The sequence below is a fragment of the Panacibacter ginsenosidivorans genome, from assembly GCF_007971225.1.
In the GTDB taxonomy this organism is placed as follows: Bacteria; Bacteroidota; Bacteroidia; order Chitinophagales; family Chitinophagaceae; genus Panacibacter; species Panacibacter ginsenosidivorans.
On the sequence record NZ_CP042435.1, the window covers coordinates 941,632 to 955,392 of the forward strand.

The 13,761-nt window shown below is 37.9% G+C and carries 13 protein-coding genes; 8 read left to right on the top strand and 5 right to left on the bottom strand.

Going from position 1 to position 13,761, the window contains the following annotated elements; genetic code table 11:
• Positions 1-181: 181 nt before the first annotated feature.
• From FRZ67_RS03940 to FRZ67_RS03950, 3 genes are all read right to left on the bottom strand, one after another.
• Complete coding sequence (locus tag FRZ67_RS03940) at positions 182-1,474, bottom strand: hypothetical protein (RefSeq protein ID WP_147188284.1); 1,293 nt, start codon at positions 1,472-1,474, stop codon at positions 182-184.
• Positions 1,475-1,648: 174 nt separating this feature from the next.
• A complete protein-coding gene (locus tag FRZ67_RS23335) occupies positions 1,649-3,364 on the bottom strand; it encodes a DUF2207 domain-containing protein (protein ID WP_158638293.1) in 1,716 nt (571 codons plus the stop codon).
• A 12-nt stretch (positions 3,365-3,376) separates the two neighbouring features.
• Positions 3,377-3,934, bottom strand: coding sequence for a LemA family protein (locus tag FRZ67_RS03950; RefSeq protein ID WP_147188285.1), 558 nt, complete (start codon positions 3,932-3,934; stop codon positions 3,377-3,379).
• A gap of 344 nt (positions 3,935-4,278) precedes the next feature.
• Between FRZ67_RS03950 and FRZ67_RS03955 the strand changes: the two genes are divergently transcribed.
• A complete protein-coding gene (locus FRZ67_RS03955; protein ID WP_147188286.1) occupies positions 4,279-4,467 on the top strand; it encodes a hypothetical protein in 189 nt (62 codons plus the stop codon).
• A 342-nt stretch (positions 4,468-4,809) separates the two neighbouring features.
• Positions 4,810-5,484 (top strand): DUF2306 domain-containing protein, encoded by a 675-nt coding sequence (locus FRZ67_RS03960; RefSeq protein WP_147188287.1) that lies wholly within the window; start codon positions 4,810-4,812, stop codon positions 5,482-5,484.
• Positions 5,485-5,542: 58 nt separating this feature from the next.
• Here FRZ67_RS03960 and FRZ67_RS03965 read toward each other — a convergent pair whose 3' ends face one another.
• Together FRZ67_RS03965 and FRZ67_RS03970 are read right to left on the bottom strand one after the other, a co-directional pair.
• The gene (locus tag FRZ67_RS03965) at positions 5,543-7,144 is read right to left on the bottom strand and encodes a DUF748 domain-containing protein (protein WP_147188288.1); all 1,602 of its coding nucleotides are present in this window, start codon (positions 7,142-7,144) and stop codon (positions 5,543-5,545) included.
• Between the two features lie 218 nt (positions 7,145-7,362).
• Entirely contained in the window at positions 7,363-7,656 is a 294-nt protein-coding gene (locus FRZ67_RS03970; protein ID WP_147188289.1) for a hypothetical protein, read from the bottom strand.
• Positions 7,657-8,037: 381 nt separating this feature from the next.
• Between FRZ67_RS03970 and FRZ67_RS03975 the strand changes: the two genes are divergently transcribed.
• The 6 genes from FRZ67_RS03975 to FRZ67_RS04000 all read left to right on the top strand — a co-directional run bounded on the left by FRZ67_RS03975 (position 8,038) and on the right by FRZ67_RS04000 (position 13,755).
• Positions 8,038-9,792 (top strand): DUF885 domain-containing protein, encoded by a 1,755-nt coding sequence (locus FRZ67_RS03975; RefSeq protein WP_147188290.1) that lies wholly within the window; start codon positions 8,038-8,040, stop codon positions 9,790-9,792.
• 386 nt (positions 9,793-10,178) lie between these two features.
• Positions 10,179-10,625 (top strand): cold-shock protein, encoded by a 447-nt coding sequence (locus FRZ67_RS03980; RefSeq protein ID WP_147188291.1) that lies wholly within the window; start codon positions 10,179-10,181, stop codon positions 10,623-10,625.
• A gap of 348 nt (positions 10,626-10,973) precedes the next feature.
• Positions 10,974-11,219, top strand: a complete 246-nt coding sequence (locus FRZ67_RS03985; RefSeq protein ID WP_147188292.1) for a hypothetical protein — start codon at positions 10,974-10,976, stop codon at positions 11,217-11,219.
• Positions 11,220-11,260: 41 nt separating this feature from the next.
• On the top strand, positions 11,261-12,145 hold the full coding sequence (locus FRZ67_RS03990; RefSeq protein ID WP_147188293.1) for an FG-GAP repeat domain-containing protein: 885 nt from the start codon (positions 11,261-11,263) through the stop codon (positions 12,143-12,145).
• A gap of 108 nt (positions 12,146-12,253) precedes the next feature.
• Positions 12,254-13,210, top strand: coding sequence for an endonuclease/exonuclease/phosphatase family protein (locus FRZ67_RS03995; protein WP_147188294.1), 957 nt, complete (start codon positions 12,254-12,256; stop codon positions 13,208-13,210).
• Between the two features lie 239 nt (positions 13,211-13,449).
• The gene (locus tag FRZ67_RS04000; RefSeq protein ID WP_147188295.1) at positions 13,450-13,755 is read left to right on the top strand and encodes a GNAT family N-acetyltransferase; all 306 of its coding nucleotides are present in this window, start codon (positions 13,450-13,452) and stop codon (positions 13,753-13,755) included.
• Positions 13,756-13,761: the final 6 nt, after the last annotated feature.

Genomic DNA, 13,761 nt, shown 5'->3' on the forward strand with positions numbered 1-13,761 from the left:
AAAGAACTTTTACTGGCAAAAGCTAACACAGATCAAAGTACTAACATTTACTTTCATTGCAATCAACAGGGATAATTTATTTTTTAGCCCGGCACCAATATCTTATGGCATCGGCTCTTGCGTCGCACTCTTGCACATGTTGTACCTTATTCGTCACAGAACAACAAGACAAGTAAGTTTATTATTTAACCAGGTCTGTTGTCATCACTTCATTACTCAGAAGTTCACCAAATACTTCCCATTTCTTTTCAGCAGAAGCATCGCCACCTTTAGCAGTAATATATTGCCCTACAAGATCTTTTCCGTAATTGTAGTTGATAATATAACTCCTGTTCTTACGGATAAAATCAATCGATTTCTTTGCAGTCTCATCATTCATCAAACAATAATCTTCCAACCATTGAATAGCTTGCGCTTCAGTCATAGAGTTATTCAATAAACCTCTGCCAACTTCATTCCGTGCATAGTTCAATTCATCTTTTAACTCCAGTGCCTTAAAATAAAGATCAATGCCTGTTGTATCAAGGCCTGCCAGTGGCAACAAAACATTTTTTGCAAACGTCACTTTCTCATCGCCTGGAAATGCAACCGCTATACCATAATTAGCGCTACCTTCTGCAATCAAAGACTGCGGGCTAAACAATGGATACAATGATATCTCTACCCAGCCTTTATCCCTGTATAAATTTTTCTCCAATAACATATTATATACATGATGCCCCGGGTAACTTTCATGACTACCTACATCAATTGCACGATCAATAAAGATCTGAAGGTCTGTATTGATTTGTATCACACTCCTGTAATTCCCTTTGTACCAGTTGTAGCCACCCCATGGTTTATTGTTTACATATTCCAAAGAAAAATTTTCTTCAGCCGGCAATGTATAATGTTGCATGGTACGTTTCCTGCATTCAGCTATAGCTGTTTTGAAAACTGTATCCAGCTTATCTTTCGGAATAATAAAATGATTGGCCAGTTGCTGAAACCTGTCATTGATACTTCCTTTGCCCCTCAGCAGACTATCCAGCCTTGCAACGATCTGTTTGTAATGCAACGAATCATATAAAGGCGCAGACACACCATACAGGTCTTTCGATTCTTCATCGAAAGTTGAAGCCTCACCTGCAAATATTTTTATCCTTCTTTCAAATGCTTTTAACTGCGCCTGTATCCATGCAGCACGTTTGGAGAGTGTATCATTATTTGAAAAACTGTTTAAAGCATTACGCAATGTATCAACAGCGGCAAGCAAACTATCTTTAGGAAAAGCGGCATCCGGCGCTGCTGTTGGCTTTAAAGAATCCGGGCCATAATAGGCATCTACAAAATCCGCATCATACTGACCGATAGTTAAACCAAGCCGTACATATTGTTCAGCCAGTGCATTTAGTTTTGCAGCATCATTTACTGAAGACTTTTCCCCGCAGGAAATAAGCCATAACATTAGAACAGGAAAAATTATTTTATACATAGCATTTGATATGAAGAAAATGAAGTTACGGTTGCATCAATAATATTGTTTATACTTTATAGTTGGGTGGTTAGAAGAATTGCATATATGAATTTCGCTGCATAAAGAATTTACTGCACAAGTGTGCGACGCAACGAAAGCCTTATAGTAATTCAAAAGCTGTGTACATAACAATCACCAACTGCTTCCTCCACCGCCACCAAATCCGCCGCCACTAAATCCTCCTCCCCCGCTGAAACTGCCACCACTGCTGCCGCTGCTGCCGGGTGAGCTATAAAATGTACTTGACATTTGGTTCATAGAATTATTTAAACTACTCATGAACATGACTGTGTTGAATGTTGTATAATTACCCACATACCAGTTTGGCGGTGGAATATCAAGACCTTCCAGTTTATCTTTCCATGTATCTGCAATACCAAACACAATGGCATAAGGTAATATCTTGTCAAAATAATGCTCATCCTGCTTTAGAAATTCTTTCAACCGATCTTTCTCCACAGCTTTCAAAAATTCTTTAAAGCCGAGTAGTTTTTGATACAGATCTGTACCTTTTCTCGTTTTCTTTCGCATGAATATGCCGAAAAACATTATAATAATACCGCTTGATAAAAATGCAACACCTGTCCATGCATAACCTTCCAATGCGCCGAACAATACAGCACCACCATATACTATAAATGCAAGGCTAAACACCATAAATAAACAGCCCGTTGTTGCAGAACCTTTTACATAATACTCATCTCTTTTTATTTCAGCTTCTACCTGGCTTTTTGCTGTGTTCATTGATTTGTACAACACATTTTTTAATGAACTTAGTTTTACATTATCGCCTGACGCAAAAATTCCATTGAATAATGTTTGTTCAAAATCTTTTGCAGTTGCAGGTAATTCTTTCAGTTTTATAAAAGTGTATTCTTTATCTTTTATTAAACCAAGCAATGAACTTTTTTCTGTTTCTTCTATTTTTAAATACCCGCCTGCACCCCAGTAGGGTACCAATGCTGTAAGGTCTCTCCTGTTCAGTGTATCATCAATTACATAACCTGAAATACTTGGGCTTACATTTTCAGGCGGATAAAACTCTGTTTGCACTGTTGGCTTTTCATCTTTACCCCATTTCTTCCAGATCAAAAACATACCAATGAAAACACCCAGGGGCAGTATCATCCACGCAATGCCAAGCAAGCTGTAATCCTGTTCTGTTAGAAAATCTTTGGGTAATCCAATGCCAACTGTTAATCCTTCATGATAAACAAGTACCGTAGTGGTATGTCCCGTTAATATTTTATTATCTGTCCAGTTTGATACCGTATTATTCCGCTGCGAACCTGTTGCACCTGTTGCCACAAAATAATCCGGCGTGCCGGGTAGCGTATCATATAACGATACGGTGAAGTTTACAGAGTCTATTGTTGTTTCCCATTTGTCGCCAATGATGTTGAAATATAATTCCGCATGATCTTTAAAAAAGTTTATAGCATTCAGCATGCGGTAATGAATTACATACTGCTGATCGCCATCAACCACCTTATCTGCAGAACCGATCTTGATAGATTTATAATCACCATCTGTACTTACTTCATAATCCCATCCATCAACTTTTACATTCTCTATGATCGTATGTGAGTAGCGGCCAGACTCCAGTTGCCTGTCTGCTTTTTCTGCACCCTCAGGCAACGATTGTAATTTATATCTGAAAGGGATGGCGCGGATAATGCCATGCCTCGCTTCTGTGAAATGAACATTGATAGTTTCATCCACATCAAGCGATGCATCCTTATTTACATGTACTGTAACATCATATTGCCTGATGGTAAAGTATTCCTGTGCTGTTGCAATGTTGGCGAGGGCAAATAAAATAAAAAGGGATACAACTATTTTTTTCACGCAAATGCTCTTTTAAAATTTTACTTCTACATTTTTTGCTTCCTGTTTGTCTTCCAGTTCAAAGAATTCTCTTGGCTTAAAACCGGTCATGTTTGCCAATATCACACCCGGAAATTGTTGAATAGATGTATTATAATCTCTTACGGTTGCATTGTAGTACCGGCGTGCATTACCAAGATCGCCTTCTATATTTTGCAATGCTGTTTGCAGTTCAAGAAAATTCTGGTTTGCTTTCAGGTCAGGATAATTTTCTGCGATAGCCAGTAAACCACGCAAAGCACCACTAAGGTTTTGGTTGGCCTGTGCAGCAGCCTGTACATCTCCTGCAGGTACTGCTACTGCTGCATTACGCGCCTGCACTACTTTTTCAAGTGTCTGGCTTTCGTGTGCCGCATAACCTTTTACGGTGTTCACCAGGTTGGGAATAAGATCAAAACGTTTTTTCAGGAACACATTAATATCGCTCCAGCTATTGTCGATCTTGATCCTTGCTTTTACAAAACCATTGTACATGCCCACAAACCATAAGAGCAATAAAACAATTATGCCGAGAATGATCCAGAGTGCCATAGTAAAATATTTATTGGTAAAAGAATTGGTTGCAAAATCGTTAAGCGTTCGTTATTGCAATGTAATGATTTTAATAAGAAGAAGAATTTTTATGGGACAAGCTGAAGTATTTTATGGCGTCGGCTGTTGCGTCGCACACTTGTACATTCGGTTAATGTTTTAGATGAATAAACCTTAGTACAATAATGAGAAGCGATGGAACAGTTTACTTCTTTCATTCCCACAATGTTACCTGCAAGGAGCGCTTTGAGTTATGAGTAATATCAAATGCTGCTATCATCATTCAATGCAATAAATTTGTACTGCGATTGTTGCACCTATTTTATCACTTCAATTAAACCGTTATGGAAAATAAAGAAAAATTAGAAGAACTGAATAAAGCCAAATTAGAAAAGGTAGACGAAATGCTGCAATCAAAAACTGAGCTAAGCGAAGAACAGCATGAGAAAATAAGTGAAGCAAAAAAAGAATGGCAGGCTTCGTGGAATAAGTTTTTAGAATTGCTTTTAGTTTTAGAGAAACTTGAAATATAATGGTTTCCGTCTCCACAACATTCCCTGTAAGGAACGCTTTGGATTAAGAGTAATATTTAAAATTCATATCAACGATACCGCAGCGTCCTCGGCCAAAGCACAAACCTATACGAGTGATACTGCGGAAACCTCAGGTTAATATTTGCTTTGCGGCATAAAGATATAAACGTACAAGTGAGTGACACAACAGGTGATGCCACGAAGAACATACAGCCCGCCCCATAAATTTTATTCTTTCGATAATTGCTTTTTATTATTAAATTTATTTCAGCAATCAACAGAAAGGCTCTGGTTTAACCCCGGCAATTTCCCCGTTCCGTACGTTTCTAAAACCCCTATAATATGACCACGAAAATTATCGGCTATCTTGGATGGGCAATTGTTTTGTCCGTTTCATTTTATTTTATCTACAACAATGTTTTTAATTATTTCAGTTACGACAAAACACATTATAGCGACGGTGGTTTCTGGCCCTCGTATGCTCCTTTCCTTCTTGCGCATGTTGTGTTTGGAATGATAGCCCTGTTACTGGGCCCGTTGCAGTTTATACCTGCCATTAGAAAAAAATATGTAAAAACACATCATACAATTGGAAAGATCTATCTTATCAGTATTCTAATTGCCGCATCTGCTTCGTTGTATCTGTCTATCGATAAAGTGATCATTACAGAAAAGGGAATAAACTTTGGAACAGGCCTTATGGGGCTTGCCATCGCCTGGCTGCTTACATCAGGTATGGCTTACTGGAGCATACGGCACAGAAACTTTGCGCAACACCGCGAATGGATGGTAAGAAGTTTTGTTGTTACTACCGCATTTGCCAGTTTCAGGCTGTTTAATAATACACTGATCGACGATTTTCATATCGACCCAAATGCTACCAGCGATGTAATGTCATGGGCATGCTGGGCATTTCCATTGCTTATTACAGAAGTAGTTTTGCAGGCAATAAAAATACGCAGAGGTTATGCGGCTCTTTCAAAAAAACAACAGCAGAATGTTGTAAAAGCAGTCTAATGTTCTCAGCCAAAACGCAACCTGTGCGAATGACACAGGGCTAAAACTTCCTGCGCTTTTATTCCGGCAGCAGAAAGCCAAGACTGAAGCTATCTCGAATACCGTCCAGTAAAGCTTTTATATAAAAGAAGGTTACCAGCCTTGTTGGGTCGCGGTCATAATCTATTTTACCTGTTCTTTTTTTTACAGGCGTTGAGGCATCTTTAGTTTTTGGAATAATAAAATTGTGCAACGCAAAAGTGGGTAACCATGCGGTCTTATTTTCCTTACCGTTATTTTTCAATTTATCTATTACAAGGTCATGATATGCGCCGATAATTTCTCCCTTTGCTTTTTTGCTGTTAGCAGAAAAGTTGAACGATAAATGATCAAGCACCCCACTTTCAATATGAAATTGTCCCAGGTTCTCTGCGGATGGGTTAAGCGCGGTAAGATGTAAATCTTCAATAGCGCCTTTTATATCTTCATTGCCTGTTGGCAAATCAAGATCGATACTGGCATGTATATTTCCCGCATTCATGATACTGCCTTTTACACTTGCAGTAAGAACAGACTTGTTATTTTTATCCTGCCTGTTAAAAAATGGCTGCATACTGATACTGATATGGGCAATTTTTATAAACCCGGTTTGATTACCCTTCTTTGGAAATTCTTCTGAAGTTACTGTGGCATCTGTAAGTTTAAAATGACTGATGTAAACATCTGCAGGAATCATTTTCAGGTAATCAGCAGATGTTGGCTGCTGTTTCATTAGCCGTGGCAGACGCCTGTCGCGGAAAACATAAACAACGCTTTGGTTAATGTTTAAATTTGCAGCGATAAATTTTTTCTTACGTAGTTTCATTACATCAAGTCCGTCAACTTTTACAGATGAAACTGTGGCACGTATATGATCTGCCTGGTGATGCAGCTTTTGCCCGAGTTGAAATTTACCAAGGTCTGGTATAAGGTTTACCGAATCAATCAGCAGCGTAGAATCTTTACTGTTTAAAGCTATCTTTTTTATATGAACAGTATGATAGCCGGGCAATGCATAATTTACATCAGTCAGCGCACATTGAACATTTGAAAAATGAATACTGTCTGCTGAAAAATCAGCACCCAGATGGGCAACGTACAGATCCTCTAAAATTATCTCTCCGTTCAATAAATCTTCCTGCTTATCATCGTTTAGTTCTTGTACTGTTGTATTTAATAATTCTACTTTGTCAAAGAACAGATTTTCGAAAGGCAGTTTAATTGCAGAAAATATCCGGGAACTAACTGAATCCTTTTTATCATAGAGGTAAGGGTCTAATTTTATACGGCCATTTTTTAGCTGTAATAAAGATGCACTGAAGTTTTTACCCGAAATAAGTTTAAAGTAATTTATACCGCCAATATGCAATACCGGGAAATACAAATCATGTGTATGTTTTTTATGTGCTGTATCAGGATGGTATTTGATAGAAAGACTATCTATATCTATAGAGCCGGAAAGTAAACTTATATGCACATCACTATAACCCGCATTTGCCACCGGCTGAAATTGTTTCGTTAAATCATACAGTCTTTTTTTTAGTATGCTTTTTAAAATCATATTACCAACTACCAGCAAAAGCAATAGAGCAGTTAAACTGATCATCCATCTAATCCATATTTTTTTCTTTTTAGTGTGCATGAGGAAGTATATGACCTGTTACCATTTCGTCCTGGTAACAGGTTGCAATTGAAATGCCGAAGATTTAAGCCATGCAGGTCAGCGACTTAAAAGTTAAAAACCCTATCATCCCCACCTGGTGAAGAAAATATTGCCCAATACAGGAATACTTAAGTCATAGTTTGTTAAACATTCTTTTTAAAAATACAGCAAGTGCGATACTATAATTTTGAGCCCATCTATTGTACTTGTGGCATCGCCTGTTGCGTCGCACCCTTGTACACAAGAATGCAAATGAACAATGAGCACTGACTATCCTTATCCTTTTTATCAATAATTTCAACTGTTGCATTGCGGTGATTTATAAGGCCATCAAGACCGAGACGTGTTTGGGTTAATTGCAATCCTTTTGACTGATGGAGATTATTTTCTTTTTTAAATTTATTTTGTTTCGACATTTCCCTTCCAAGGCACCCTGAGAACAGCAACAACAGGGGCAAACAAATAAGCTTTCGTAAATTATTTTTTTTCATTGCTATTTTTTTATAATGAATAGTATGAAATGCTGAGGTTAGAGCTAAACAATCAAACAAGGCTGAAAGCCTGTAAATTGGCAAATGAATCATTTGAATTAATATTTCTTTTCCAAGGGAAAATAGATGACAGGCAGCGCAGGATAAAATACAGGATGTGAAAATAATATCACTGATTAATGGCAATTGGCCAGGGTATATTCATTTCGATTTGTTCATTATTGTTATGAACCAACAAGTGTGCGACGCAACAGAAGATGATATCAGCAATACAGATAGGTACAAAATGCCAGTTGTGTAATACCTTACCGACACTCATCAAACAGGATCTTTGCTGTATTGAAAAACGCTTATCTTCAACACTTCCAAAAATTTTAACTGATGAAACAATTTATAAGTGCAGTTATTTTATTTGCAGCGATTATTGGATGTAACAGCAATACACAACCAGGTGCAAAAGCTGATACAGATGCTGCCTTTCAAAAACTTGCAAATGATTACCTGGACGGCTACTTTGCTGCAAGACCACTTTATGCAGTTTCGCTTGGATTTCATGAAGGTTACGATGGCAAAGTGCCTGATTACAGCAAAGCCGCACTGGATGCGGAATTGAGCCGACTCAAAGGTTTTGATTCGCAGCTTAATTCCATTGATACCACAGGCTTAAGCAATCAGAATTTTATGGACTTCCGTATTCTCCGTAACGCCATTAAGAGCGAGATATTGAATATAGAAGATGAACATATATACACGCACAATCCAATGACATATGCAGGTGCAATTGATGTGAATACTTACGTTAAGCGTGACTTTGCACCGCTGGAAGAGCGTCTGAAATATATTATTTCAACGGAGAGAGTAATACCTGCATTATTTGCCGCTGCCAAAACCAACCTGGAAGATTCATTACCAAAACCATTCATTGAAACAGCCATACAAATTGCAGAAGGTAATGCAGGTTTTTTAAAAGGCGATCTGCTTACTGCATTGAAAGATGTGAAGAATGATACGCTGATAGCTGTATTTAAAAAAGTAAATGATACTGCCATAAAAGCTTATGATAATTTTGTGCAATGGCTTACCAAAGAAAAACTACCAAAGGCAACGAATCATTACGCCATTGGCAAAGAGAATTATAAAAAAATGTTGCTGTATAGTGAAGGTATTACTATGGAGCCTGAACAAATTTTGGCAATTGGTATGCAGGAGTTAAAAAAAGAACAGGCTGAATTTAATGCCGCTGCAAAGATCATTAATCCCAATAAAAAGCCTGTGGATGTTTATCACGACCTACAGAACGATCATCCAACAGCAGACAGTCTTATACCTGTAGTTAAAGAACACCTGGAAAGTATCAGGCAATTTTTAATAGATCATAAAATATGCAGCATACCTTCCGAAGTACGTGTTGGTGTAAAAGAAACGCCGCAATATGCAAGAGCAACAAGTACTGCTTCAATGGATGTTGCAGGGCCTTTTGAAAAGAAAGCAACTGAATCTTATTATTACGTTACACCTGTTAATGCATCATGGAATGCAAAACAAAAAGAAGATTGGTTGCACCAGTTTGATTATTACACTACAGATAATGTAACCATTCATGAAGCTTATCCCGGGCATTATATGCAGGGCCTGCATTTGAACGCTTCCAATGCAACAAAAATCGAAAAGATATTTGGCAGTTATGCATACGTAGAGGGCTGGGCTCATTACTGTGAAAAGATGATGGTGGATGAAGGCTTTGGCGGCACAGACAGTGTTACTGCCGCAAAGCATCGGCTTGCGATGAGCGGCGATGCATTGTTGCGCATCTGCCGTTTATGTAACTCTGTTAAAATACATTGTCAGGGCGCAACAATTGAAGAGGGTACAAAATTTTTTATGGACAACTGGTACCAGGGCGAAAAGCCATCTTACCAGGAATCATTACGTGGCAGCTTTGATCCCGGTTATTTATTTTATACAGTAGGAAAGTTAGAAATACAAAAACTAAGAAAGGATTATCAACAACAGGAAGGCAGCAATTTTTCGTTACAAAAATTCCATGATGCAATGATGGATAATGGTATGCCCCCGGTTATCATGTTAAGAGAAATATTATTAAAGGACAAAAGCAAGTGGAACGAAATTTTGTAAATGCATCTTTAAAATTACCATCAGTAAGAAGGAATTTATTTTGATGCCAGCTTTAGTATGGATGGCATCGTTCCTTGCGTCGCACTCTTTTACATTTTATTCTTCGCTGAACTATTAGATACCGATACAGATATTCAGGCTTTTCAGAACTATAGGCCTGCATTTCAAATTTTCACAATCTTACCGATTAGTCTTTGCCGCTATGTGGCTTTCTATGTTATATACGCGCTACAGGATTCAGGGTTTTCGCCGCAATGGCAGAAAATTTCCGTACCTTTACCGGAATCTGCCGAAAACAGTAGCAACTTTTCCTCAGATAAACGTCTCTCCACCACTACTTTCCTTTAATTGAACAAATATTATTTCAAACAAAACAGTAATACACTATGGCAGAAACATGGAACAAGAAAGAAAGAATAAAGAAAAAACAACAACAGAAAAAAGAAAAAGCGGAAAAGAAACAGGAAAGAAAAGATAATTCAAGGGATGGCAACAACCTTGAAAGCATGATTGCCTACCTGGATGAAAATGGCAATCTTACTTCCCAACCACCGGATCCACGCAAAAAAATAACGGTAAAAGCCGAGGACATTGAGATTGGTGTACCGAAACACCAGCCAGTTAACCCTGAGGATCTCATAAGAAAAGGAACAGTTACTTTTTTTAACGATGCAAAGGGATATGGCTTTATAAAAGACGCTGATTCGAATGAAAGCGTTTTTGTACACATCAATTCTTTGACGGAAGAAATCAGAGAAAATAATAAAGTAACGTTTGAAGTAGAGATGGGCCCCAAAGGTGCCAATGCAATAAATATAAAACTGGTGAAATAGACCCGGAGACATTTAAAAAACCGAGTAAATATAAAAGAGATTTCCGCCCACACAGCGTTACCTGCAAGGAACGCTGTTTTGTTTTATAATACTGCAGCTAAAGCATATTATACAAACAGCTTTTCCGGCCCACCCAAAATATCATATAATTTCGTTAGCAGTTCATTATTGTTATGAACGTACAAGTGAGTGACACAACGATGCTAAATAGCGGGCTGAAGCCGGGAATAGAAAAACCTTTCGCATTGTTATAAAGTTACCTGCAGTATTTGCTGAAACAATTTGTACATTGAGTATCGGCGTTCAGGAAAATTATTTAGCATTATTATCACAGATAAAAGCTTGCGCATGAATAAATTTTTTTCTTTAAGCTGCATCATTCTTTTATTCCATATTATGTATGCAGCCAATGCTCAGGATACCATCAGAAAATCGGGTCCGGTAAGTTTTAAGAAACATAGCATCAGTAAAATATTTGTTTCTGAAGGTGCAGCAACCGGTGAAATAATGATGGGAAAACTGACATACTTGCCGGAAATTATTGGTATGAAGCACCTCATTGGACCCCTCACGTCTTACATGCCGACACGCTGAACCCTGTGCCTGAATACAGTACAACTTTTTTAAATTTCTGCATGGACGTAAATAATGATGGATGGGCTGACCTGATAAGATTCGATGTGCCCGGTGGTGTTTGTGTCTGGTATGAAAATAACAAAAATAAAAAAGGGCTATGGCAAAGGCACATGATACTGCCATATGCAGGTATTGAGAACCCTGCATTTGTTGATGTTGATAAAGATGGCAGAAATGATATTATTTGTAATGATACATTGGCGAAAGAAGTGATATGGCTAAAATCGCCTGTTGAAAAAAAAGATACGGTGTGGCAGCGTTTTGTAATAAGTCATGACAAGTTTATAGCAACCAACCGGTACACACATGGTCTTGGTTGGGGTGATGTAAATAAAGATGGAAGGAATGATGTGATCATTAAAAGCGGCTGGTGGGAATCTCCTTTAAATGTTACAGATGCAGACTGGAGATTTCATCCTGCTGATCTTGGTGAAGATTGCGCTAATATGTTTGTACTAGATGTGGACGAAGATGGAGATAATGATATCATCAGTTCTTCTACACACAACTACGGTGTTTGGTGGCATGAACAAAAGATAGATGCCCGGGGAAATGTAACATGGGAAACGCATGAGATAAGTATACTGTTTTCCCAGTCTCATTCGCTTGCCATGGTTGATATGAACGCAGATGGGCAGCCTGATCTTGTAACAGGCAAACGTTATCGTGCACATAATAATGGCGATCCCGGCGCTTTTGAGCCAGGCGTTTTATATTGGTTTGAATTTAAGCCAGGCAAAAATCCACAATGGATACCTCATGAGATTGATGATAATTCTGGCATAGGAAATAGTTTCGTAGTTAAGGACATTAATAATGATCAGCTAATTGATATCGTTGTTTCCAACAAAAAAGGTGTGTTCTTTTTTGAACAGATAAAATAATAATAAGTAATGTTTTTTTACACTTGCAGGCTAACAATATTTTTTGTAGTTTGACTGTAACGAAAAATATCGGTACGAATTTTATTATCAACTACACAACTCAAAGCCATGCCATCATTTCCCAAACCTTCATTTGCTTACACCGTAAATGTATCTAAAGAAATAAGTGCTTTGCGCACTTACATGAAATCTGATGCTGCGCTAAAAATTCCGGCAGCCACAAGTAAAACACTTCGTATAGCCACGTGGAATATTGCAAACCTGGGAGAACAGGACAGAGAAGATGCACACTTACAGATAATTGCTGAAATCATATCCTGGTTTGATATAATTGCTGTGCAGGAAACAAAAGAGAATTATGAACATTTTAAAAAAATAGTTGCTTTTGCAGGCAGGAAATATAAATTCATCTTTTCTGATGCGGCAGGAAATAATGAGCGTCTTGCTTTTATTTATGACAGCAATAAAGTAAAAGTATTGGAAGAAGTAGCTGAGTATGCTATACCACCAAGCGATTACGGAGATATTAAAATAACAGGCGTGCCAGCCACTTTTGCTGGCTTTGACAGAAGCCCTTTCATGGTAAGTTTTGCTGCCGGGAATTTTCAGTTTACATTGATGACCGTTCACCTGTATTATGGTGATGAAACGCCTAAGAAACTGGGGCGCAGATGTCTTGAAGCATATGCGGTTGCACGATGGGCAGATCTTAGGGCGAAAAGTAAATACACCTATAACGGTATAAAAGATGTTTTTGCAATGGGCGATTTTAATCTTCCAAAAATTGATAAGGATGATATTATTTATAAAGCACTGGTAAAACGTGGCCTGCAATTGCCTGCTCATACTTCATTGGTATACTCAAACATCAGTAACGATCAGCAGTACGATCAGATAGCTTTTCTTCCAGGCACTAAAACGCGAATTAAAAGCGATGGCATTTTCCCTTTTGATAATGCAGTGTTTGCAGATATTTATGCTACACGAAAAACTTCTTTCAAGGGATATATTAAGTATTACATTTCTGATCACCGGCCCATGTGGATTGAACTTGATATGCAGTAATATTGAAAGCACTATACAAACCAATTTTAATAGTACTGAGTTTTTTATATTGTAAAAAGTAAATGCTCGGTATTATTCAAACAGTACAAGTGAGTGACACAAGCGGCGATGCTATGAAAAACTAAAGCTGGTAAAATTTCTTCACGCCACACTGATTGCATCAACAATAAATTTATTTTGCCTTTTAAACAAGTAATAAATGTTCGACAATTATTACAAACCGGATAACCCCGTCTGGCATGCATTATCAGAAACCCATTTACCAGAATGGTCAACTGGTTTCTATAACGGGAGAACGTATGCGTATGCATGGCTTAACAGAAGTTAGTGCAGTTGTTACACATCCAGAATATACTGGCCGCAAGTATGCACAACAACTCGTTGCGCATGTAGCCAATAAAAATTTATCCGCAGGCATTACCCCTTTTCTACATGTTGCAGCAACAAATGAAAGAGCTATAAAGATCTATGAACTATCAGGCTTTACAAAACGAAGGTTAATTAATTTCACTAAAATAAAAAGGCGAAATAATAAAACATTCTAAACCAGG